General features: G+C 73.1%; 16 protein-coding genes and 1 riboswitch. Of the genes, 9 read left to right on the top strand and 7 right to left on the bottom strand.

Going from position 1 to position 23,782, the window contains the following annotated elements:
• Positions 1–40 precede the first annotated feature (40 nt).
• On the bottom strand, positions 41–1,240 hold the full coding sequence (locus tag IE244_RS07625; protein WP_191871842.1) for a C40 family peptidase: 1,200 nt from the start codon (positions 1,238–1,240) through the stop codon (positions 41–43).
• A gap of 7 nt (positions 1,241–1,247) precedes the next feature.
• A riboswitch (cyclic di-AMP (ydaO/yuaA leader) is annotated at positions 1,248–1,403 on the bottom strand.
• Positions 1,404–1,640: 237 nt separating this feature from the next.
• Between IE244_RS07625 and pcrA the strand changes: the two genes are divergently transcribed.
• Positions 1,641–4,127 carry a DNA helicase PcrA gene (pcrA, locus tag IE244_RS07620; protein ID WP_191871841.1) on the top strand — a complete coding sequence of 829 codons (2,487 nt, stop codon included), beginning with the start codon at positions 1,641–1,643 and terminating at the stop codon, positions 4,125–4,127.
• A gap of 72 nt (positions 4,128–4,199) precedes the next feature.
• Here pcrA and IE244_RS07615 read toward each other — a convergent pair whose 3' ends face one another.
• Positions 4,200–5,699, bottom strand: a complete 1,500-nt coding sequence (locus tag IE244_RS07615; RefSeq protein ID WP_191871840.1) for a M23 family metallopeptidase — start codon at positions 5,697–5,699, stop codon at positions 4,200–4,202.
• A 202-nt stretch (positions 5,700–5,901) separates the two neighbouring features.
• Positions 5,902–6,753: an esterase/lipase family protein gene (locus tag IE244_RS07610; protein ID WP_191871839.1), complete on the bottom strand. Its 852-nt coding sequence runs from the start codon at positions 6,751–6,753 to the stop codon at positions 5,902–5,904.
• A gap of 224 nt (positions 6,754–6,977) precedes the next feature.
• Here IE244_RS07610 and icmB point away from each other — a divergent pair, with 224 nt between their 5' ends.
• Positions 6,978–7,400 carry a coenzyme B12-dependent isobutyryl CoA mutase small subunit gene (icmB, locus tag IE244_RS07605; protein ID WP_191871838.1) on the top strand — a complete coding sequence of 141 codons (423 nt, stop codon included), beginning with the start codon at positions 6,978–6,980 and terminating at the stop codon, positions 7,398–7,400.
• On the opposite strand, the gene IE244_RS07600 is transcribed toward icmB, so the two are convergent.
• On the bottom strand, positions 7,376–9,151 hold the full coding sequence (locus IE244_RS07600; RefSeq protein ID WP_229853995.1) for a DUF5691 domain-containing protein: 1,776 nt from the start codon (positions 9,149–9,151) through the stop codon (positions 7,376–7,378). The two genes, icmB and IE244_RS07600, sit on opposite strands and share 25 nt — an antisense overlap.
• A 118-nt stretch (positions 9,152–9,269) precedes the next feature.
• Positions 9,270–10,625 carry an SWIM zinc finger family protein gene (locus IE244_RS07595; RefSeq protein WP_191871837.1) on the bottom strand — a complete coding sequence of 452 codons (1,356 nt, stop codon included), beginning with the start codon at positions 10,623–10,625 and terminating at the stop codon, positions 9,270–9,272.
• Positions 10,626–10,766: 141 nt separating this feature from the next.
• Here IE244_RS07595 and IE244_RS07590 point away from each other — a divergent pair, with 141 nt between their 5' ends.
• From IE244_RS07590 to sucD, 6 genes are all read left to right on the top strand, one after another.
• The gene (locus IE244_RS07590) at positions 10,767–11,918 is read left to right on the top strand and encodes an ATP-binding protein (protein ID WP_373305718.1); all 1,152 of its coding nucleotides are present in this window, start codon (positions 10,767–10,769) and stop codon (positions 11,916–11,918) included.
• Positions 11,915–14,680, top strand: coding sequence for a DUF5682 family protein (locus tag IE244_RS07585; protein WP_229853994.1), 2,766 nt, complete (start codon positions 11,915–11,917; stop codon positions 14,678–14,680). The genes IE244_RS07590 and IE244_RS07585 overlap by 4 nt, the downstream gene beginning before the upstream one ends.
• Positions 14,677–15,855 (top strand): vWA domain-containing protein, encoded by a 1,179-nt coding sequence (locus IE244_RS07580; RefSeq protein ID WP_191871835.1) that lies wholly within the window; start codon positions 14,677–14,679, stop codon positions 15,853–15,855. The genes IE244_RS07585 and IE244_RS07580 overlap by 4 nt, the downstream gene beginning before the upstream one ends.
• A 146-nt stretch (positions 15,856–16,001) precedes the next feature.
• Positions 16,002–16,850, top strand: coding sequence for a hypothetical protein (locus IE244_RS07575; RefSeq protein WP_191871834.1), 849 nt, complete (start codon positions 16,002–16,004; stop codon positions 16,848–16,850).
• A 594-nt stretch (positions 16,851–17,444) separates the two neighbouring features.
• Positions 17,445–18,626: an ADP-forming succinate--CoA ligase subunit beta gene (gene sucC, locus IE244_RS07570; protein ID WP_031171765.1), complete on the top strand. Its 1,182-nt coding sequence runs from the start codon at positions 17,445–17,447 to the stop codon at positions 18,624–18,626.
• A gap of 27 nt (positions 18,627–18,653) precedes the next feature.
• Positions 18,654–19,538: a succinate--CoA ligase subunit alpha gene (sucD, locus tag IE244_RS07565; RefSeq protein ID WP_191871833.1), complete on the top strand. Its 885-nt coding sequence runs from the start codon at positions 18,654–18,656 to the stop codon at positions 19,536–19,538.
• Between the two features lie 105 nt (positions 19,539–19,643).
• On the opposite strand, the gene IE244_RS07560 is transcribed toward sucD, so the two are convergent.
• Positions 19,644–20,756, bottom strand: coding sequence for a helix-turn-helix domain-containing protein (locus tag IE244_RS07560; protein ID WP_191871832.1), 1,113 nt, complete (start codon positions 20,754–20,756; stop codon positions 19,644–19,646).
• Positions 20,757–20,866: 110 nt separating this feature from the next.
• Here IE244_RS07560 and IE244_RS07555 point away from each other — a divergent pair, with 110 nt between their 5' ends.
• Entirely contained in the window at positions 20,867–22,747 is a 1,881-nt protein-coding gene (locus tag IE244_RS07555) for a cell division protein PerM (protein WP_191871831.1), read from the top strand.
• Positions 22,748–22,763: 16 nt separating this feature from the next.
• Here IE244_RS07555 and IE244_RS07550 read toward each other — a convergent pair whose 3' ends face one another.
• The gene (locus IE244_RS07550) at positions 22,764–23,540 is read right to left on the bottom strand and encodes a hypothetical protein (protein WP_191871830.1); all 777 of its coding nucleotides are present in this window, start codon (positions 23,538–23,540) and stop codon (positions 22,764–22,766) included.
• Positions 23,541–23,782: the final 242 nt, after the last annotated feature.

Here is a 23,782-nt window from a genome sequence, read left to right as displayed (position 1 = left end):
ACCCCGGTACGCGTGCGTGGAGCGGAGGGAACCGGCTCGGTCAGCCCGGCCGGACCACGCTGTGGATGATCGACTCTCCGCCGTAGTACACCGACTCCTCACGGACGTACGCGCCCGGCTTGGGGGCGTGGATCATCATGCCGTTGCCTATGTAGACGCCGACGTGGCTGATGTCGTCGTAGAAGAAGATCAGATCGCCCGGCCGCGCGTTCGCCAGTGACACCGTGGTGCCCGCGTCGACCTGGTCGTACGTGGTGCGCGGGAGGGAGACGCCGGCGGCCTTCCAGGCGGCCTGGGTGAGGCCCGAGCAGTCGTAGGAGTCCGGCCCGGTGGCGCCCCACACATACGGCTTGCCGATCTGCGCGCGGGCGAAGGCGATCGCCTTCTCGGCCTTGGTGTCGTACGCGCCGGACGCCGTGGAACCGGCCGACCCGGACCCGGACGACGACGAGGATGACGAGGATGAGGACGACGAGGACGACGAGGACGACGACGAGGACGACGACGAGGACGACGAGTCGGACTGCTGCTGGGCCTGCCGCTTCGCCAGCTCGGCGGCCTTGCGCGCCGCCTCCTGCTGCTTCTCCCGCTCGATGGCGGCCAGCCGCGCCTTCTCCTGGGCCGTCAGCCGCGACAGCAGCTCGCGCGCGGAGGCGAGCTTCTGCTGGACGGTCGTCTTGGCGGTCTGCAGGTCGTGCTGTGAGTCGGTCAGCGTCCGCAGGCTCTCCGCGGCCTCCCGCCGCTTCTTCATGGTCGCGGCCTGCTCGCCGATGTAGTCGTCGACCGCGCGCTTCTCCCGGGAGGTCAGCCGGTTCATCAGCTGGCTCTGGTCGAAGTAGTCCTGCGGGCTGTCCGCGAGCAGGAAGGTGGCCGTGTCGGGAGCGGCGGCGCCGGTGCGGTACTGGGCGGCGGCGAAGGTGCCCAGTTCCTCGCGGGCCTTGTTGAGGCGGTCGGTGCGCCGGGCCACCTCCTCGCGCAGGGCGTCGACGCGACTCCGCTGCTTCCCGGTCCGCTCCTTGTTCGCGTTGTACTTCTCGGTCGCCGACTCCGCCTGGCGGTACAGGTCGTCGACCTTCTTCTCGACCTCCTCCAGGCTCGGCTTGGCGTGATCGGTTCTCGGGGCGGCCTCGGCGGTCTGCGAGAGCATGGCCATGGAGGTGAGGGCGGCGGTGGCGAGGGCGGGGGTGCGGATGCCCGCTCCGGTGGTCCCGCCGGGGCGCGGCTTGCGGTGCGACGCCAAGGGAGGCGACTCCTTCCAATGCTCCGCCTACCGGGTTAGCTGTCGGGTTCGGGCGGTGGTTCGGAAGGGTTGCCCTACGGCGTCGTCCCGGGCGGGAGTCGGCCGATTCACCCCAGGATCGGTGGGTCCCCGGCTCCGGGCGCCAAGTGGGCGCGCCGGACTCGGCGGAGGCCGCGCACGCGGCCTGACGGCAACCTAGCCAACTGGTGTGACTAGTGTGAAGGTTGGTGCGTGATATGTCCGATACATTTTCGTGATCTGGGCTCAGGATCACGTTCTCGTCATCGGACGATTCCCCAGCGTGAGGGCCGTGCGGAAGGTGTTCGCCGCTTTCGCCCGTGGGGCCGTCTTCGCGGGACGGCGACCGGTTGTCGGTGGGGCGCCCTAGACTCGTAGAGCGATGAGCAGCCTCTTTGACGACAGCTTCCTGGCGGACCTCCAGCCCCCTCGCGGGCGCGAGGAGGAGCCCCCGCCGCCACCCGAGGACGATCACGCTCCGGAGCCGCTTCCGGACGACCTGTTCGGCGGCAGGTTCGACGTGCCGCCGGACCGGGACGCCTACTACCGCGACGGCGCCCCCCGCCCCGCGCTCGACGCGGCAGCCCTCCTGGAGGGGCTGAACGACAACCAGCGCGCCGCGGTCGTGCACGCCGGCTCCCCGCTGCTCATCGTCGCCGGTGCCGGCTCCGGCAAGACCCGTGTGCTCACCCACCGCATCGCCCACCTCCTCGCCGAGCGGAGCGTGCATCCGGGCCAGATCCTCGCGATCACCTTCACCAACAAGGCCGCGGGCGAGATGAAGGAGCGCGTCGAGCAGCTCGTCGGCCCGCGCGCGAACGCGATGTGGGTGATGACCTTCCACAGCGCGTGCGTGCGCATCCTGCGCCGGGAGAGCAAGAAGCTCGGTTTCACGTCGTCGTTCTCGATCTACGACGCCGCGGACTCCAAACGTCTGATGGCCCTGGTCTGCCGCGATCTGGAACTCGACCCCAAGCGCTTCCCGCCGAAGTCGTTCAGCGCCAAGATCAGCAATCTGAAGAACGAACTGATCGACGAGGAGGACTTCGCCGCCCAGGCCACCGACGGCTTCGAGAAGACCCTCGCCCAGGCGTACGCGCTCTATCAGTCGCGGCTGCGCGAGGCGAACGCCCTCGACTTCGACGACCTGATCATGACGACGGTCAACCTGCTGCGCGCCTTCCCGGACGTCGCCGAGCACTACCGCCGCCGCTTCCGGCACGTCCTGGTCGACGAGTACCAGGACACCAACCACGCCCAGTACGCCCTGGTCCGCGAGCTGGTCGGCACGGGTGAGCGCGCCGACGAGGCCGACACCCCGCCCGGCGAGTACGACCTCGCGCCCGCCGAGCTGTGCGTCGTGGGTGACGCGGACCAGTCGATCTACGCCTTCCGGGGCGCGACGATCCGCAACATCCTGCAGTTCGAAGAGGACTACCCGAACGCGACGACGATCCTGCTGGAGCAGAACTACCGCTCCACGCAGACGATCCTGTCCGCCGCCAACGCGGTCATCGAGCGCAACGAGTCCCGCCGCCCGAAGAACCTGTGGACCAACGCCGGCCAGGGCGCGCGGATCACCGGTTACGTCGCCGACACCGAGCACGACGAGGCGCAGTTCGTCGCCGACGAGATAGACCGCCTGGTCGACGCGGGCGATGCCAAGGCCGGCGACGTCGCCGTGTTCTACCGGACCAACGCCCAGTCCCGTGTCTTCGAAGAGATCTTCATTCGCGTCGGCCTGCCCTACAAGGTCGTCGGCGGGGTCCGCTTCTACGAACGCAAGGAGGTCCGGGACGTCCTGGCCTACCTGCGCGTTCTCGCCAACCCCGAGGACTCGGTGCCGCTGCGCCGCATCCTCAACGTGCCCAAGCGGGGCATCGGCGAGCGGGCGGAGGCGATGATCGACGCTCTCGGCCAGCGCGAGAAGATCAGCTTCCCGCAGGCGCTGAAGCGTGTGGACGAGGCGTACGGCATGGCCGCGCGCTCCACCAACGCGGTCAAGCGGTTCAACGCGCTGATGGAGGACCTGCGCACGATCGTCGAGTCCGGAGCCGGACCGGCGACCGTCCTGGAGGCGGTGCTCGAACGCACCGGCTACCTCGCCGAGCTGCAGGCCTCCACCGATCCGCAGGACGAGACCCGTATCGAGAACCTCCAGGAACTCGCGGCCGTGGCCCTGGAGTTCGAGCAGGAACGCGGTGAGGGCGAGTCGGTGGGGCTTGCCGACTTCCTGGAGCAGGTCGCCCTGGTCGCCGACTCCGACCAGATCCCCGACGAGGAGGACGGTGACGGCGTCATCACGCTGATGACCCTGCACACCGCCAAGGGCCTGGAGTTCCCGGTCGTCTTCCTGACCGGCATGGAGGACGGCGTTTTCCCGCACATGCGCGCCCTCGGCCAGACCAAGGAACTGGAGGAGGAGCGGCGCCTGGCGTACGTCGGCATCACACGCGCGCGGGAGCGGCTCTACCTCACGCGGTCGGCGATGCGCAGCGCCTGGGGCCAGCCGTCGTACAACCCGCCCTCCCGTTTCCTGGAGGAGATCCCGCCCACCCATGTGGACTGGAAGCGAACGGGAGCGACGGCACCGGTGTCCTCCGGCCCGGCCTCCGGGATCGCGGCCTCGCTGTCCTCGTCCCGCTCGCGTTCCTCGGCGTCGGGCGCGTCCGGCTTCGCCACACGGCGTACGGCGGAGAAGCCGGTGGTCGCGCTGGCCGTCGGAGACCGGGTCACCCACGACCAGTTCGGGCTCGGCACGGTCGTGGCCGTGAAGGGCACGGGCGGGAACGCGGAGGCGACGATCGACTTCGGCGACGCCAAGCCGAAGCGGCTGCTGCTGCGGTACGCGCCGGTGGAGAAGCTGTAGGAGGTCCGGGGGGCGTAAGCCTCCCGTTCCCTCCGTTCCTACGGGTGCACCATGGGTGCAAGCCCCTGGTCCCTATGTGGGGTCGAGCCCGTGGCTCCGCAGCCACGGCAGCGGGTCTATGGCCGCCCCGCCCGCGGGACGTACCTCGAAGTGCAGGTGCGGACCGGTTGAGTTGCCGGAATTGCCGGAAAAGGCGATCGGCTCGCCGGCCTTGACGACCGTCCCGGAGGGGACGCGGTAGCTGGACAGGTGGCAGTACCAGGTCTCCGTGCCGTCCTTCGCCGTCAAGATCAGCATGTTGCCGTAGGCGCTGTTCCACTTGGTCGTGACGGTGCCGTCGGTGGCGGCCATCACCGTGGTGCCATAGGAGACGGGGAAGTCGATGCCCGTGTGCACGGACATCCAGTTCACGCCCGCCTGGCCGAAGTAGGCGCTGAGCCCCCTCTGCGTGACCGGCAGCACGAACTTCGGGCGCAGCCGCTCCTTGAGGGCGGCCTCCGCGGCGGCCTTCTTCTTCTCCTGCTCCTGCTGGTTCTTGAGGTCGATCCGCTCCTGCGTCCGGCTCGCCCGGTCGGCGAAGTCGTCGGCGCCGGCGGACAGGGTCTTCAGCTGGGAGTCCAGCTTGCTGTTGGCGATCGACGGCTTGACCGCGTGCGCGTCCGAGGCGGAGGCCGTGGTGTCCTTGCCGCCACCGTGGGCCAGGGCGCCGACCGAGGCGGCGGCGATCCCGGCGACCCCCATCACACACGCCGAGGGCACGGCGACGGTCAGCAGTGCGGAGCGCTTGGCGGGGGTACGGCGGCGGGAGCGCGCGGCGCTGCGCGCGCCGGCGCGGGTCGCCGGTGCCGGAGTGACCTCTTCCTGGTCGTCCAGCAGCCCGGTCACGGCGGGCAGTTCGCCCGTGCCGCCCGGCTCGTCGGCCCCGGGAACCTGTTCGGCGAAGCCGGTGTCCGCGTACGGCGCCTCGTGCTGGTACGGCGTCTGCGCGAAGGCCTCGGTCGCCTGCGGGTCGCCGACCTGCTCGAAGAGGGCGGTGGTCTGCTGGCCGAACGGTTCTCCGGCCCCCGGCTCCGCCGGTACGTGGCCGCCGGAGTTCCACTGGGTGGCGTCGTACGTGCCCGTCTCGAAGGTCTGGGTGCCCCACTCCCACTGCTGCGTCGGGCCGGCGCCGTCGGACTGGTCGGGCTGCAGCCAGGCGCTCGCGTCCCACTGGCCGCTGATGTCGTTGCCGGTCGCCTGCGCGGGGACCGTCCAGGCGGTGGTGTCGTAGGCACCGGAGTCGTAGGCGGTGTGGTGCTGGGCCGCGTACGGGTCGTGGTTCAGGTGCTGCCCGGTCTGCCACTGCGTGGTCTCGTACGCGCTGCTGGTCTGCTGGCCGGGCAGGCTGCCGAAGAGCGGGTCGGTGGAGAAGGAGCCGGTGCCGTCCGGAAAACCGGTGGCGCCGTAGTCGCCGTACGTGGTGAGGTCGCCGTAGGGGGCTTCGTGTGTGCCGTACGGCGCGTAGTGCGCGGCGGAGGCGTCGGAAGCCGGGGCCGGGGTGGTCATGGTCCCCGACGGGTGACGGTCGTTCACCAACTTCTCTTTCGCCTCGACAACAGGGGCTGCCAGAGCAGTGCGGCGACTGTACCCGCCGGTACCTGGGCGCGACAATCTTCAGCTGGGTTCGCGTGCAGGGGAAACGGGCATTCGGCGGTGTTTCGGGGGGTGCCGGATACGAGTTTGGCCGAGAGTTCGATTGGTGTTCGATGTGAGGTGACTGTTCGTCACCTGTACGTCACGCCACCGTCAGACCGTCGTCGACCCGGTCCCCCTGGTGCGGGGTGTCGAGCGCCGCGCGTATCCCGGCCGCGACGGCGGGGTGTACGGGCAGGGCGAGATGCCCGATGCCGGTCACGCGGATGTTCTCCGCGTCGAGGTCGGGGTGCTCGATGCAGGCCGTCTCCAGCGGGACCATCACGGAGTCCAGGTCGCTCCAGAAGCTGACGAACCGGGTGCGGCATCCGGGCGCCGGCCGGGCCAGCTCCTCGATGACCCCCGAACCGGGCCGCATCTGCCGCACGATCGGATGGGCGTCGGCCAGCGGCGCCGCGCTGGTCCCCGCATGCGGCGTACCCAGCGTGACGAGCGTGCGCACCCGCAGGTCGCCGCCGAGGCACTGCACGTAGTAGCGGGCGATGAGCCCGCCGAGGCTGTGCCCCACGATGTCGACCCGGTCGCTGCCGGTGCGCTCGCAGATCTCCTCGACGTGCCGGCCGAGCAGCTCGGCGGCCGCACGGATGTCACAGGTCAGCGGGGAGTAGTTGAGGGAGAGGACGCGCTGGCTGCCGTGCTGGGCGAGGTTGCGGCGCAGCAGCACGAACACCGAACGGTTGTCGATGAAGCCGTGCAGCAGCACCACCGGTGGGCCGGACCGGACCGGGAGCTGGGCGGTGCCGTCCTGGGTGGGCGGAGCGGGCCAGTGGCGTTCCTGGGTGAGGCCGGTGGGGTACAGCAGGAGATGGCCGGTCAGGATCGCGGCCTCCAGGGCGGTCGCCTTCAGCAGCGCCACCGAGAGTCCGGCCAGTCTGCCGGGCCACAGGCGGCGGCAGAACGGGAGGAAGAGCGGCAGTACCCCGGTGACCTTCATGGCCGACCTCCTGTCGGCACGCCGGAGGACGGCTCGATCCCCCGTGTGCCCTCATGTCCCACCATGTGATTTCCCCCTCGCTGCGCACCGTAAAACTGCCGGTTGCGGGATGCTGGAGATAACGTTCGTTCACTTCGCGACGGGTGGCGGAACGCGCCAAAAGTGCGGTACTTGTCGTTACGGACGGAAGCGATCGCTTCCGGGGTCGTTTGATGGAGGCAGTGATGGGTGTGGCAGCCGGTCCGATCCGCGTGGTGGTGGCCAAGCCGGGGCTCGACGGCCACGATCGCGGGGCCAAGGTCATCGCGCGTGCCCTGCGCGACGCCGGTATGGAGGTCATCTACACCGGGCTCCACCAGACGCCGGAACAGATCGTGGACACCGCCATCCAGGAGGACGCCGACGCGATCGGCCTGTCCATCCTCTCCGGCGCGCACAACACGCTGTTCGCCGCGGTCATCGACCTGCTCAGGGAGCGCGACGCCGAGGACATCCTCGTCTTCGGCGGCGGCATCATCCCCGAAGAGGACATCCCGCCGCTGAAGGAGAAGGGCGTCGCGGAGATCTTCACGCCGGGGGCGACGACCGTGTCCATCGTGGAGTGGGTGCGGGAGAATGCCGGTCAGCCGGCCGCTTCGGGGGGCTGAGCCGGCGGTTGCGGTGAGCGGGGTCCGGTGTCCTCGGGGACACCGCCCCCAGACGCCCGGCAGGCCTGGCCGCCGTGCTCCCGAACACCACCACAGGCGGCACCGCCGGACGGGCTGACGGGGCTCACGGGGGCCAACTCGCGGGCCATCTCCGCCCGCAGCCGCAGCGTGGTCACCAGCCGCTGGAACGCCTCCGCCCAGTACCCCCCGGCCCCGGGCGCGGCGTCCTCCCGTTCGTCGGGTATCGCCAGCAGCGCCTCCAGACGGCCGGCCTCCGCGGGTTCCAGGCAGCGTTCCGTCAGGCCCATCACGCCACTGAAGCTCCACGGGTAACTGCCCGCGTCCCGCGCGATGTTCAGCGCGTCCACGACCGCCCGGCCCAGCGGCGCCGCCCAGGGCACGGCGCACACCCCGAGCAGCTGGAACGCCTCCGACAGACCGTGTGTCGCGATGAACCCCGCCACCCATCCGGCCCGTTCCGCCGGCTCCAGGGCGGCCAGCAGCTTCGCACGCTCGGCCAGGGACACCGCGCCCGGACCTCCGGCCTCCGGCGCCGACGGCGAGCCGAGCAGCGCCCTCGACCACTCGGCGTCCCGCTGCCGCACCGCGGCCCGGCACCAGGCCGCGTGCAGTTCGCCCTGCCAGCCGTCCGTCACCGGCAGCGCCACGATCTCCCGTGCCGTCCGCCCGCCGAGCCGCTCCCGCCAGACGCCGAGCGGAGCCGCCTCCACCAACTGCCCCAACCACCATGAGCGTTCCCCTCTGCCTGCGGGAGGTGTGGCGGCCACACCGTCACGCTCCATACCGGAGTCGCACTCGAACGGCGCCTCCACCGCGATCGCCGGGGCGTTGCCCGTGCGGTCGAGGGCCACGCAGGCCGCGGCCCGTACGGCCATGCGCGCGGCGAGCGCCGAAGCGGGCAGCGCCGACAGAAGCTCCGCGGCCGTCGTCCGCACATTACGGCTGCGGTCGGCCAACGCCTGCTCCAGGAACGCCTCGTCCGCGGCGGACAGGCCCGTGCGCAGCGAGTCGAGGAACATCAGCCGGTCCTCCGCCCGCTCCGTGGCCCAGGTCGAGGCCAGCAGCTCGCGCGCGAGCTCGGGCGTACCGGCGCGCAGCACGCCCAGCAGGGCCACCCGCTCGGCGAACAGCCCTTCCTGCCACAGCCGTAGCACCGCCTCGGCGTCCTTGGGGTCGGGCAGCGCGGCACCGCGGCCGGGGGTGGCGCGCAGGGCGAAGCGCCAGTCCGCGTTCAGCCGGGCCAGCCACAGCGCCCGCGGGCCCGCGAACTCCAGCGCCGCCGGGCGCAGGTCCGTACGGCCCCGGGCCGCGTCGAGCAGGGCGGGAAGCGCCTGCGGAGGTGCCGCGTACCCGTGTGCGTTGGCCGCCGCGAGCCACTGGGGGAGCAGTTCCATGAGGTCCGGGGAACTGCCCCGGCGGCCACCGGTCCCGCCGCCGGAACGGTCGGCCAGCAGCGTGGCGAGCCGGCGGGCCGCCGCGGCGGGCAGCACCGGGCGGGGATCCTCGGGCGCCCGTTCCGGCCGGCGGGTCACCCGGGCGGGCCGCAGCCCGGCCCGCCGCCGTACGGTCGCCATGGCGGCCTCGTCCAGCAGCGCCAAGGGGGCCTGGCGGCCGGACCCGCGGTCCGCCGGCGGGCGCCGGTCGGTGCCGAGGAGAGCGGTGGTGACCAGGTCTTCCCAGGAGCTCGCGGCGGCCGCGGTGGCGCCGTCGGTCGAAGTCGTCCCGTTCATCGCGTCCCTTCCCTGCGTGTGGCTGTGGGCTGCTGGTGCGGGGTGCAGGTCCGGGTGTGCCCGAGAGGTGTCCCCGCCGTCCGCGTCCCACCGGCGCGGGCGTCTTCCCGGCGGACGGTCAGCACAGGGGCACCGCCTCGTCCGTGCCCTCCGGCCAGGCCGTGAGCGGCGTGAAACCGCGATGGCCGCACTCGCCGAAGACCGTGACCGGACCGCCGCCGGACAGGGCGACCAGCCGCCACAGTCCGGGACGGGAGCGGGCGGCCCGGGTCAGCGGCAGAGCGGAGTCCGCGTCGGCGTCGGCCAGCTGCCACAGGTCACCGTCCGGGACCGGTATCACCCGGGTCAGCGTCACCGGGACCGACTCCAGCCAGGGGTCGTCCCGCAGCGCCTCGCCGTAACTGGCCGCCGCCTCGGCCGTGGTCGTGCCCGGCGGGCGGAACGCGGCCGGTGCGGGCGGGGTGTGCCGCTCGCCCAGGGCCGACCGCGGCTGGCCGGCGCCGGGATAGGCGGACAGCTCCGCGTCCAGGGCCAGGCCGACCGGCAGCGACAGCTCCGGAGCCCGGCCGGCCGCGCCGTAGGACAACAGCAGCCGGGTGTGGCCCGAAGCGGCGCCGTGCAGCCATATCCGGCGGGTCGTCAGTTTGGGGTCCACCGTGTCGTACTGGGCGAGGACCAGCCAGCGGTCGCGGACCGGCGCACCCTCCGCCGTGGCGGGCAGGCCCAGCCGGGCGCGGATCGTGGCCGCGAGGGCGTCCGGCAGCCGGTCGCGGCCCAACCAGCCCTGATCGAGCAGGTGCAGCAGCGCGCACTCCTCCAGCAGCCGGGCCGGCCAGCCCGCCCCGGACGCCGGGATCGCCCCCAACTCCCGTACGCGCGCCGCCAGTCCCGGCGCCTGCGCGTCGACCATGCGGGCCGCCGTCTCGTCCCACAGGCCGTACCCCGCCTGCTCGGCCGCGGCCAGGCCGCCGCGCAGCAGATCCGCGAGCCGCTGCTCCAGCTCCGTCGCGCCCGCGGTGACCCGCTCGGCCCGGCGCTCGGCCCGCCGCCGCGCCGCCTCGGGATCGGCGGATCCGCTCGCGGACCCCCCTTCACTCCGGTCCTGCTTGCTCTCGGCCCGCCTGCGTCTGCCCGCGAGCCACTGATCGGCCCAGTCCGGCGGCTCGGCGGACGGCGCCACCGAGCCGTCGTCGCCGGACCACAGCAGGAGCAGCCCGAGCGCGTGCTTGCACGGGAACTTACGGCTCGGACAACTGCACTTGTATGCCGGACCAGCCGCGTCGGCGAGATCGACCACCGTCTGATAGGGCCTGCTGCCGCTGCCCTTGCACAGCCCCCACACCGTCCCCTCTCCGCTTCCCGCCTCGGACCACGGACCGGCCGTGCCGAGCTTTCCGCCCGCTGTGCGTGACGCGGCGTCAGGCGCCAGTGCCAGCACCTGCTCCGCGGTCCAGCGCACCCCCTGCTCAGTCATGCCACCGACGGTAGGTCCCGCCACTGACAATCGCTCCGTCGCTGGAGTCTGTGCAGGTCAGAGCGATTGTCAGTGGCGTGGTGCACGGTGGATGCCAGAACCGAACCGGCCGAGCTGGAGGGGGCCTCAGCCATGTCCGCCATGTCTGCTTCTGCCACGTCTGCGCCTACGTCCGTGCGACCGACCACCGCACCACCGAGCCACGACACGAGCGCCGAGGTGCTGCGCCCGCACGCCGAGAACGCCTTCGCCGCCGAACTCTCCGCGCTCGCCGCGCAGGACGACCGCCCCCGCCCGGCCCGCTGGAAGCTGTCGCCGTGGGCGGTGGCGACGTATCTGCTCGGCGGCACCCTGCCGGACGGCACGGTGATCACCCCCAAGTACGTCGGCCCGCGCCGGATCATCGAGGTCGCCGTCACCACGCTCGCCACCGATCGCGCCCTGCTGCTGCTCGGTGTGCCCGGCACCGCGAAGACCTGGGTGTCGGAGCACCTGGCGGCGGCGGTCAGCGGCGACTCCACCCTGCTGGTGCAGGGCACGGCCGGCACGCCGGAGGAGGCGATCCGCTACGGCTGGAACTACGCGCAGCTGCTCGCGCACGGCCCCAGCCGCGACGCCCTCGTTCCCAGCCCCGTGATGCGTGCCATGGCCGAGGGCATGACGGCCCGCGTGGAGGAACTGACCCGCATCCCGGCCGATGTGCAGGACACGCTGATCACGATCCTGTCCGAGAAGACGCTGCCCGTCCCGGAGTTGGGCCAGGAGGTCCAGGCGGTCCGCGGGTTCAACCTCATCGCCACCGCCAACGACCGGGACAGAGGCGTCAACGACCTCTCCAGCGCGCTGCGCCGCCGCTTCAACACCGTGGTCCTGCCGCTGCCGGAGAGCGCCGACGCCGAGGTCGACATCGTCACCCGCCGGGTCGAGCAGATCGGCCGCTCCCTCGACCTGCCGGCCGCGCCCGACGGCATCGAGGAGATCCGCCGGGTGGTGACCGTCTTCCGGGAGCTGCGCGACGGCATCACCGCCGACGGCCGCACCAAGGTGAAGTCGCCCAGCGGCACGCTGTCCACGGCCGAGGCGATCTCCGTCGTCACCAACGGCCTGGCCCTGTCCACCCACTTCGGCGACGGTGTGCTGCGCCCGGGCGATGTCGCCGCCGGCATCCTCGGAGCCGTGGTGCGCGACCCCGCGGCAGACAAGGTCATCTGGCAGGAGTACCTGGAGACCGTCGTCCGCGAGCGCGCGGGCTGGACGGACTTCTACCGCGCGTGCCGGGAGGTGAGCGCGTGAACGACACGCGCTGGCCCAAGGCCCACACCTCCGGGCCGCTCCTGCTGGGTGTGCGGCACCACGGCCCCGGCTCCGCCCGCGCGGTGCGCACCGCCCTGGACGCCGCCCGGCCCACCGCCGTTCTGATCGAGGGGCCGCCCGAGGCCGACGCGCTGATCCAGCTGGCCGCCGACCCGGACCTGCGGCCTCCGGTCGCCCTGCTCGCCCATGCCGTGGACGAGCCAGGCCGCTCGGCGTTCTGGCCGTTCGCCGAGTTCAGTCCCGAATGGGTGGCGATCCGCTGGGCCGTCGAACACGACGTCCCCGCCCACTTCATCGACCTCCCGGCCACACACACGCTCGCGTGGGAGGAGAAGGAGGAGCCGGGGGAGGAGAAGGGGGAGCCGCGGGAGGAGAACGGGGAGTCTCAGGGGGAGGACAGGGAGCCTCGGGGGGAGAGAAGGGAGCAGAAGCGGGGGGAGAGCGAGCAGCAGCGGGGAGAAGGGGGAGAGAAGGCAGAGGCGGGGGAGGGGCAGGGCTCCCGTGCCGACGACGAGCAGGTCCGTGTCGATCCGCTCGCCGTGCTCGCCGAGGCCGCCGGATACGACGATCCCGAACGCTGGTGGGAGGACGTCGTCGAGCACCGGGGCCCGGGGGAGCGGGACCCCTTCGCCCCGTTCCGCGCGCTGGAGGACGCCATGGGTGCACTCCGCGAGCGGTACGGCGCCGGCGGGCACTCCCGGGACCTCGTCCGCGAGGCACACATGCGGCTCCGGCTGCGCGCGGCGCGCAAGGAGTTCGGGGACGGGACGGCCGTGGTGTGCGGGGCCTGGCACGTGCCCGCGCTGCGGGCGAAGACCACCGTCGCCGCCGACCGCGCCCTGCTGAAGGGGCTGCCCAAGGTCAAGGCCGACCTGACCTGGGTGCCCTGGACACACCGCAGGCTCGCCCGGTCCAGCGGGTACGGGGCGGGCATCGACTCGCCGGGGTGGTACGGCCATCTGTTCCATGCCCCCGACCGGCCGGTCGAGCGATGGCTGACCAAGGTGGCGCGGCTGCTGCGCGAGGAGGACCGGATCGTCTCCTCGGCCCATGTCATCGAGGCCGTCCGGCTCGCCGAGACCCTGGCGGCGCTGCGCGGCCGCCCGCTGCCCGGACTGACCGAGACCACCGACGCCGTGCGCGCGGTGATGGGCGACGGCTCGGACGTGCCGCTGGCGCTGGTGCACGACCGGCTGGTGGTCGGGGACGTCCTCGGCGAGGTCCCGGAGTCGGCGCCGGCGGTGCCGCTGCAGCGCGACCTGGCTCGGCAGCAGCGTGCGCTGCGGCTCAAGCCGGAGGCGATGGAACGCGAACTGGAGCTGGACCTGCGGGGCGACACCGACGCCGGCCGCAGCAGGCTGCTGCACCGGCTGCGGCTGCTCGGCGTCGGCTGGGGCGAGCCCGCGCGGTCACGGGGGAGCACGGGCACGTTCCGGGAGACCTGGCGGCTGCGCTGGGAGCCGGAGCTGTCGGTGCGGGTCGCCGAGGCGGGCGGGTGGGGGACGACCGTGCTGGCGGCGGCGCAGGCCAAGGCCGCGGCGGACGCGACGGCCGCGCGCACGCTGGCCGACGTCACCGCGCTGGCCGAGCAGTGCCTGCTGGCCGGTCTGCCCGGCGCCCTGCCCGTGGTCATGAGGGTGCTCGCCGACCGGGCGGCGCTCGACGCGGACGTCGGCCATCTCGCCCAGGCCCTGCCCGCCCTGGTCCGCTCCCTGCGCTACGGCGACGTGCGCGGCACCGACACGGAAGCGCTGGCCGGCGTCGCGGCGGGCCTCGCCGAACGCATCTTCGTCGGCCTGCCTCCGGCGTGCGCCGCGCTCGACAGCGATGCCGCGGAGGAGATGCGCGGCCATGTGGACGCCGTGCACACGGCGGTGGGGTTGCTGACCGAGACCCTGACCGGTGCCGCTGCCGGTGCCGGTGTGCCCACCGGAACCGACCCCAGCGGTTCGGCTTCCTCCGCCCACGGCCACGGCCCGGCCGCGACTGGCCGTGCCGTCGGCGCAGCCGGCCGCGGCGATCTGCGGGACCGATGGCGGGCCGTGCTGCGGACCCTGTCGACGCGAGACAGCGTGGCCGGTGTGTTGCGGGGGCGGGCCGTGCGGTTGTTGCTGGACGAGGGGGAGCTGCGGTCCGAGGAGGCGGCGCGGCTGATGGGGCTCGCGCTGTCGCCGGGGACGCCGCCCGCCGACGCCGCCGCCTGGATCGAAGGCTTCGTCGGCGGCGGGGGCGGGCTGCTGCTGGTGCACGACGAGCGGCTGCTCGGGCTGGTGGACAGCTGGCTGACCGGGGTGCCGGCGGAGGCGTTCACGGACGTACTGCCGCTGCTGCGCCGCACGTTCGCGGCGTATGAGCCCGGGGTGCGCAGAACGCTCGGCGAGCTGGTCCGGCGGGGCCCCGGAGACCGGGCGGCGGGCCGGGCCGCTCACGGAGCCGTGACGCCCGGCTTCGCCCCCGAGGCCGACACCGCGCGCGCCGACGCGGTTCTGCCGGTGCTGCGGCTGCTGCTCGGCCTGGACGACCCGGCCGAATGCGACCCGCCCGGACGTGACCCGGCCGAATGCGACCCGCCCGGACGTGACCGGGCCGAGTGTGACCCGGCCAGGCGTGCCCCGGCCGAAAGTGACCTGGCGCAGAGTGACCCGGCCGAGCGTGATCCGGTCCGGCCCGGCTCGGTCGGGTGTGTTGCCACCCGGTGTGGCACGAGTGATGACAACAGCCTTGCGGGGGTGGGCGCATGACGACCGGGTCGATGCCGGTGGATCTCGACGATCCGGCGCGGGAGAGGCTGCGGCGCTGGCGGCTGGTGCTCGGCGGCGACCAGGCCGACGGCACCGGATGCGCCCTGTCCGGCCGGGACGCGGCGATGGACGGCACGCTCGCCGCGCTGTACGGCAAGGGGGACAAGCCGCAGGCGGGACGCGACCGCTCGGCGGGCCTCGGCGCCTCGGCACCGTCCGTGGCGCGCTGGCTCGGCGACATCCGCACGTACTTCCCGTCCTCCGTCGTTCAGGTCATGCAGCGTGACGCCATCGACCGGCTCGGGCTCGCCTCCCTGCTGCTGGAGCCGGAGATGCTGGAGGCGGTGGAGGCGGACGTGCATCTCGTCGGCACGCTGCTGTCGCTGAACAAGGCGATGCCGGAGACGACGAAGGAGACGGCACGCGCGGTCGTGCGGAAGGTCGTCGAGGACCTGGAGAAGCGGCTCGCGAACCGTACCCGGGCCACCCTCACCGGCGCCCTCGACCGCAGCGCGCGGATCAGCCGGCCACGCCACCACGACATCGACTGGAACCGCACCATCGCGGCCAACCTCAAGCACTACCTGCCCGAGTACCGCACGGTGGTGCCGGAACGCCTCGTCGGATACGGGCGGGCCGCGCGGTCGGTGAAGAAGGAGGTCGTCCTGTGCATCGACCAGTCCGGGTCGATGGCCGCCTCGGTCGTCTACGCGTCGGTGTTCGGCGCGGTGCTCGCCTCGATGCGGTCGATCAGCACCCGGCTGGTCGTCTTCGACACGGCGGTGGTCGACCTCACCGACCAGCTGGACGACCCGGTCGACGTCCTCTTCGGCACCCAGCTCGGCGGTGGGACGGACATCAACCGGGCGCTCGCCTACTGCCAGTCACAGATCAGCCGGCCGGCCGAGACGGTGGTCGTGCTGATCAGCGACCTCTACGAGGGCGGTATCCGCGACGAGATGCTCAAGCGGGTGGCGGCGATGAAGGCGTCCGGGGTGCAGTTCGTGGCGCTGCTCGCGCTGTCGGACGAGGGCGCGCCCGCCTACGACCGGGAGCACGCGGCGGCGCTCGCCACGCTGGGTGCGCCGGCCTTCGCCTGCACACCCGACCTGTTCCCCGAGGTCATGGCCGCGGCGCTCGAAAAGCGGCCGCTGCCCCTTCCGGACACCGCGTGACGCCGGGCGGGAAAGGGAAGGGGGAGGGAGGGGGAGAGAAAAGGGACATGACTACCCATCGGTAACCGCGGGGTTGCGCTGCCTCGGACGTGCCGTGCAAGGATCGGCGGAGCCCGTGTCCTGCCGAGCCGAGGATGTTCAGCTCCTTGACCCTCCCAGCAGCCCTCCTTGGTGCCACCGTGCGCGTGCTGCGCACGGCGGGTGGGCGGCGTGTGCTCCAGCTGGCGCTGCTGGTCGGCGGACTGTTCACGCTGGGCTTCCTCTGCGGTGAACAGGCGCACGCGGCGGACGGGTTCCCGGTGCCGGCCAAGGTGACGTCGATCGCCGCTCCCGTGCACGGGGCCGGAGAACGGGTCGTCCCCCCGGTGCGGCGAATCGGCGCACAGGCCGTCGCTCCGGTACGCGACGTGATGACCACGGTTTCCCGATCCCTCAAGGACGCCCCCGGCGCCCGAGCCGTCGGGAAGCCCCGGTCCTCGGCACCCTCCCCGCACCTGCCGCCCCTCACCCAGGAACCGGACGACGGCACCGCGGCCCCGGCCGCCCCCGCGCCTCCGGCGCCGCAGCCGCAGGCCATGGCACCCCGCCCGCAGCGGTACGGCGGTGCGGCGGCGCCGGGCCGGATCGAGTACCACCACCGCGCCCGCGCCCAGGCCCGCGGTGCAGACGGCGCACCGGCGCAGGTCGCCCCGCACGGCCCGCAGGTCGCCCCGCACGGCCCGCAGACCGCCCCCGTGCCCCGGCGCGCGGCGCACACCCCGGCGTACGACGGCATCGCCGCCGTGGGAGCCCCCGGCTGTCCCGCGCCGAGCGGGGACCCGGCCGGCGTGCTCGGCAAGCAGGCGGCCGACGGTGCGGCGTCCCGCCCTGGTGACGCTCATGCGATCACCCTCGACCACCGGGCACCTCTGTGGCTCGGGCCCTGCGCCACCGCGTACGCCGAGGCGCCCCGCACCCGGGAACGGCACCGGGACATCCCCGTCTTCCCCGGCTAGGCGGCAGGGCCGGCGCCCCGCAGGCGGCGCCGGTCATCCGTACGGCCGTACCGCCGTGCCCCGGTACCTCCACGACCTCGACGACGCCCGCGACGCCCACGGCCTCTGCGTCCAGGGCGTTCCAGGACGTCCGGGCTCCGCGGGCCGTCCAGGCCTCCGGCGAGCAGGGCCGAGGCCCCACCGCTCCGCGGGTGTCCTGACCCGGGCGGCCGAATGCCGTCGGTTCGTCCGGGCGGGGCCCCGCGGCCCGGGCGGGTGGACCCCATCGGGGTGGGGACCACCCGCCCCGGCCCCGGAACCCCCGGGGTCGTCCAGAGGCCTCACCGGGTCAACCCCAGCCCGGTGAGGCCTCGCACTTCACTGCGAGTGCGGCACGGCGTGTCAGGAAACCCGGCATCATGTGACAGGTATCACCGCTCGTGTGTGACCCTCGATTTAGGGAGCCCCCGCAAGCGGCGATAACCTGCGAGACGGACATGCCGCGCGCTCGGACACCGTGTGCGCCTCCCTTGTGACAAGCGGACGTCACGTTGCCCTTCGCGGCACGCCCACGCATCCAACGAACCGCGAGATCACTGATAGGGACGGAAGCGCGTGGACCTGTTCGAGTACCAGGCGAGGGACCTCTTCGCCAAGCACGATGTACCGGTGCTGGCCGGTGAAGTCATCGACACGCCTGAGGCGGCGCGCGCGATCACCGAGCGTCTGGGCGGCAAGTCCGTCGTCAAGGCGCAGGTGAAGGTCGGTGGCCGCGGCAAGGCCGGTGGCGTCAAGCTGGCCGCCTCCGCGGACGAGGCCGTCGCCCGGGCGACGGACATCCTCGGCATGGACATCAAGGGCCACACGGTCCACAAGGTCATGATCGCCGAGACCGCTCCGGAGATCCTCGAGGAGTACTACGTCTCCTTCCTCCTCGACCGTGCGAACCGCACCTTCCTCTCCATCGCCTCCGTCGAGGGCGGCATGGAGATCGAGGAGGTGGCCGCCACCCGTCCGGAGGCCGTCGCCAAGACGCCGATCGACCCGATCGACGGTGTGGACGAGGCCAAGGCCCGCGAGATCGTCGCGGCCGCCAAGTTCCCGGCCGAGGTCGCGGACAAGGTCGTCAACGTCCTGATCAAGCTGTGGGACACCTTCATCAAGTCGGACGCCCTCCTCGTCGAGGTCAACCCGCTCGCGAAGGTCGCCTCCGGCGAGGTCATCGCCCTCGACGGCAAGGTGTCGCTCGACGAGAACGCCGAGTTCCGCCACCCCGAGTACGAGGAGCTCCACGACAAGGACGCGGCCAACCCGCTTGAGGCCGCCGCCAAGGCGAAGGGCCTCAACTACGTCAAGCTCGAGGGCGAGGTCGGCATCATCGGCAACGGCGCGGGTCTCGTCATGAGCACCCTGGACGTCGTCGCGTACGCCGGTGAGCAGCACGGTGGCGTCAAGCCCGCCAACTTCCTGGACATCGGCGGTGGCGCCTCCGCCCAGGTGATGGCGAACGGCCTGGAGATCATCCTGGGCGACCCGGACGTCAAGTCCGTCTTCGTGAACGTCTTCGGTGGCATCACCGCCTGCGACGAGGTCGCCAACGGCATCGTGCAGGCCCTGAAGCTCCTGGAGGACCGCGGCGAGAACGTCTCGAAGCCGCTCGTCGTCCGCCTCGACGGCAACAACGCCGAGCTGGGCCGACAGATCCTCACCGACGCCAACCACCCGCTGGTGCAGCGCGTCGACACCATGGACGGCGCGGCCGACAAGGCCGCCGAGCTGGCCCACGCCGCCAAGTAAGCACTCAGGACGAGGACACAACACACCATGGCTATCTGGCTCAACAAGGACAGCAAGGTCATCGTCCAGGGCATGACCGGCGCCACGGGCATGAAGCACACCAAGCTCATGCTCGGTGACGGCACCAACGTCGTGGGCGGCGTGAACCCGCGCAAGGCGGGCACCACCGTGGACTTCGACGGCACCGAGGTACCGGTCTTCGGTACCGTCAAGGAGGCCATCGAGAAGACCGGCGCCAACGTCTCCGTCATCTTCGTGCCGGAGAAGTTCACCAAGGACGCGGTCGTCGAGGCGATCGACGCCGAGATCGCGCTGGCCGTCGTGATCACCGAGGGCATCGCCGTGCACGACACGGCGTCCTTCTGGGCGTACGCCGGCAAGAAGGGCAACAAGACCCGCATCATCGGCCCGAACTGCCCCGGCATCATCACCCCGGGCCAGTCGAACGTCGGCATCATCCCGGGCGACATCACCAAGCCGGGCCGCATCGGCCTGGTGTCGAAGTCCGGCACGCTGACGTACCAGATGATGTACGAGCTGCGTGACATCGGCTTCTCCACCGCCGTCGGCATCGGTGGTGACCCGATCATCGGTACGACGCACATCGACGCGCTCGCCGCGTTCCAGAACGACCCGGAGACCGACCTCATCGTGATGATCGGTGAGATCGGTGGTGACGCCGAGGAGCGTGCCGCGGCGTTCATCAAGGAGAACGTGACCAAGCCGGTCGTCGGCTACGTCGCGGGCTTCACCGCGCCCGAGGGCAAGACCATGGGCCACGCCGGCGCCATCGTCTCCGGCTCCTCCGGCACCGCGCAGGCCAAGAAGGAGGCCCTGGAGGCCGCGGGCGTCAAGGTCGGCAAGACGCCGACCGAGACGGCCAAGCTCGCCCGCGAGGTCCTGGCCGGCTGAGGCACGTCAGCTGAGCGCCGGTAGGCCCGTCCCGTTCGCCGGGGCGGGCCTACCGCCGTTCGCGCCGGACGCGCTGAGGGAGCGCCTCCCGCGAGGAGGGCCGGTTCACCCGGGTTCCGGCACCAGCCGTTCCGGACCCCTCGCGGCGGCCCGCAGCTTCGCCCGCAACGCCTGCTGGTCCGGCGACAGCGGGCCCATCACCCCCGCCGACGGCACCCCCTCCACCGCCTGGGCCGGAGCGATCGGGGCCTCGTAGTGCGTCGGTGCCGTCCGCAGCGTGAGCGTCGTCGCGCCGACGATCGTCACGGTGAACGCGATCGCCGCCCGGGTCCAGAACACGTTCCGCCGTTCGGTACCGGTCCGCACCACCGGCGGCTTCGCCGCACGCACCTGCTCCGCCGAGCCCAGTTCGAGCAGCCGGCGATGCAGTTCCGCGGGGTCGGACAGGGCCGGCAGCCGCGCGGCCACCGCCGCCCGCGCGTGGGTCAGCCGGCTCGCGGCCGCCGGCGTGCTGGCCTCCGTCTCCGCCGCCGTCTCGGGCAGGTCGAGGCCCACCCCGTCGTAGAGGACGAGCGTGCGCCGGTACGACGGCGGGAGCTTCAGCAGGGCGCTCAGCAGCGCACGGTCGGCCGGATCGGCGGGCGGCGGCTCCGGGTGCCGGTACCGGGGCCGGAAGCGGTGCCAGGGCGAGAGAGCGCAGTCGTACGCCACCGCCCGCACCCAGCCGCCCGGATCCCGGTCCAGGGCCACCTCGGGCCAGCGCTGCCAGGCCAGCTGGAAGGCCCGCTCCACGGACTCGCGGGCCAGCTCCCGGCGCCCGGTGAGCAGGTACGTCTGGCGTACGAGGGCCGGGGCGCAGAACGCGTACAGCGCGTCGAAGGCCTGAGCCGGCGTCAGGGGGGCGGGGGAGCCCACGGCCGTGTGTCCGGCGGGGGCGAGGGCAGGGGCGGCGGCGGTCGGCTGCTCCCGGGGCGCCTCGGCCGTCGACGTGTCCTCGGCCGCCGCCGGTGCGGCGAGCGCCCGCAGCAGCCGGGCGTACGCCTCGCCCTCGCGTCCGTGCGGGACGCGCCGGCCGGACTCCCACGCGCGCAGCGTCGAGCGGCTGACGCCGATCCGCGCGGCGACCTGAGCATTCGTCAGCGACCGGGACTCACGCAGCCGTCGGCGTTCGTTCGGCGGCGGCAGCGGGCCGGCCGGGTTCTGCGTCGTCGTCACCATGCGCCCTTCCGTGCGAAAAAGAACATAAACGTATATTGGGCGACACAGCGGAAGTTCGCCTGTTGCGTGGGGAAAGCGGGTGGCATTGGCAGCATGGCGTGGTGACTCTGATGACCGCTCGCCGACCGTCGCTGGCCCCCCTGCTGACCCGGATGCGGGACCGTGAGCCCGGACTGGCCGCGAGTCTGCTGGCCGGCGCCGTGGCGGCCGGACTCGGATTCGCCTCGTACGCCGCGCTGCTGATGGTGCTGTGGGTCAGCTCGCCGTACCCCGACAGCGGTCCGGCCGGAGCGCTGCACGTCGCCGCCGGGCTGTGGCTGCTGGCGCACGGCGTCGAACTGGTCCGCACCGACACGCTCTCCGGTACGCCCATGCCGGTGGGCGTGACCCCGTTGCTGCTGCTCGCGCTGCCCGTGTGGCGGGTGTACCGGGCGGCCAGGGACGCGGTGGACGCACCCGAGGACGCCGACGGACCGCCGCCCGTACCGGCGCGCACGGTGTGGACCGGGGTCGTCCTCGGCTATCTGGGTGTCGGCGGCGCGATCGCGCTGTACTGCTCAGGCGGTGAACTGCGGCCCGCGTGGCCCTGGGTGACGGCCTGTCTGCCCCTGGTCGCGGCGGGCTCGGCGGCGGCCGGGGTGTGGTCGGCGTACGGCCGTCCGCGCGAACCGGTGCTGCGTGCGCTGACGGTGTTGCCGGGGCCGGTGCAACGGGTGGTGTTCGGTGCGGACGCACGCGCCCGGGTGGGTACGGCCGTACGGGCCACCGGTGCCGCCACGGCGGTGCTCTTCGGCGGCGGGGCGCTGGTGCTCGGGGTGTCGCTGGTGTGGCACGGAGAGGCGGCGCAGGCATCCTTCCTACGGCTGACCGAGGGCTGGACGGGACGGTTCGCGGTGCTGCTGCTCGGTATCGCGCTGATCCCCAACGCGGCGCTCTGGGCCGCGTCCTACGCCCTCGGTCCCGGTTTCCTGCTCGGCACCGGGCACGGGGTGACCCCGTTCGCCTCCGATCCGGCGCCGCTGCTGCCGCCCTTCCCGTTGCTGGCCGCGGTGCCCGACCCGGGCGCCGGCACGCTGCCGAACTGGCTGGCGGGGCTGGTGCCGGTGGCGGCCGGGGTGATGGCGGGGTGGTTCGTGGCGCGGGGTGCCGTGGGGCAGCCGGAGCCGGGGGGAGCGGCCACGGCTCGGTGGCCCCTCGCCCGTACCGCCGGGGTGATGCTGCTGACCGCGACGGTGTGCGCGGTGGCCTTCGCCCTGCTCGCCGAGCTGGCGGGCGGTCCCCTGGGCGTGGCCGCGCTGGCCCGTTTCGGGCCGGTGTGGTGGCAGACCGGGGGAGCGGTGGGGGCGTGGACGGCGGTGTTCGGGATGCCGGTGGCGCTGGTCGTACGGGCGTGGCGGCTGTGGCACGGGCGTACGCGGGGCGGGGAGATCCCGGCGCAGGGCGCGGGGGCGGGGCGGGACGGCAAGGGGGCCCCGGCGGACACCGGGACGGGTGGCTACGGGAGCGGGGCGGGGCAGGGGGAGGCCGCTGGGGAACCGGCGCAGGCCACGGATCCCGCCGAGGCCGAGGGTACCGCCGAGGCCCCGGGCGAGGGGCGGGATGAGGAGGAGGGGCGGAGCCGCGAGGAGGCCGCGAGAGCCCGGGGCCAGGACGCGGCCCAGGCCGGGGAGGCGGGTTCGGGCAGGATCCTCGCGCGGCCGGAGAACGTGCCCCATGCGACCGGTGCCGCGGAGGAGGACCCGTATGAGATCCTCCCGGCCGAGGACCCGTTCGGCCCCGGCTGGCACGACGACCTCACGCGCGCCTCACACTGGACGGCCCCGCGGGAGCCCGCCGCCCCGCGTGACGCCTCGGACGTCCCCGGGCCACGGCCCGGTTCCGCTCCGACCCCGCCGGCCTGGCCGCTTTCCCCGGAACCCAGGACGGACGTGCCCGCAGACCAGCCGGACCCCGACCCGGACGGCACGGAACCGCCGCCGGCGCCCCGCTGACCCCACGGCCCGGGCCTCAGCTGTTACCGGTCCCCAGAACCCCGCGCAGCTCCTGCGGCAGCAGCTTGTCGCAGGACTGCTTGGCCTCGTGGGTGAGGGCGTCGCTGACGCAGGTGTAGTAGTCGCGGTAGACCAGCTGGACCGTGAACGTCGAGGCGACCAGGACCAGGGCCAGGGACGCCGTGACCAGGCCGCCGATGGCCGCCGTCGTCGGAGTGCGGCCGGTGCCGGGCGGCGGCGCCGGGGTGTCCGGGGCCGGCCGGTGCGGCTTGCCGCGCAGCGCGCTGACGCCCCAGTACAGCGCCAGGACACCCAGCAGCAGGGCCACGTACGGCCAGCTGAACAGGGCGAAGAAGACGGCCCACATGCCGGACAGGAGGGCGTAGCGAGCGCGGCGCTGGACGGGGTCGGTCGGGTCCCAGCGCATGCCGCCGGCTGGTCCGCCGCCGGGGCCCTGGGGGCCGCCGCCGGGCCGCTCGCCGAAGCCGCCGGGGGAGCGGCCGGGCTGGCGGTCGCTCCACTGGCTGCCCCAGGGAGAGCCGCCGTGGTGAGCGGAGCCCTCGGGGTGGCGGGGCTGCCAGGGCCGGTCCGGGGTGCCCTCGGGCGGTGGCGCGAACGGGTTGTCGTCCTGCTGCCCGCCGCCTCGCGCGTCGCCGTCGCCCCGGGCGCCCTGACCGTCCTGCGGGGCCTCGGGGGGCGAGGCCGGCCGCTCCCGGAGCAGCACGGTGCGACGCTCGCCTCGCTGAGCCGGGCGCGGAGGGAACGTGAGGAGTCGCGGGCTGCGATCGGGCATCAAAAGAGCGTCTTCCCCTGGGTGCAATACGGCTGTCCGACATGAGCTTCCACCCCGACAACGCACCGCACGACGACCGCGTTCCCGAGGCTGCCCCTTCGTGATTCCCTGCGAACGCTACCTTCCGGCCACTCCCCCGTCCCGTGGGGGCCTTCCCGACTGCCGGTATCGTTGCTGACGGTCGGCCGCTTCGTAGACTTCCCCGTATCACGGGGTGCGAAGCATTCGTACGAACGTACAAC

It is taken from the genome of Streptomyces filipinensis (genome assembly GCF_014649495.1).
GTDB classification, from domain to species: domain Bacteria; phylum Actinomycetota; class Actinomycetes; order Streptomycetales; family Streptomycetaceae; genus Streptomyces; species Streptomyces filipinensis.
This window is presented reverse-complemented; position numbering and strand designations above follow the sequence as displayed.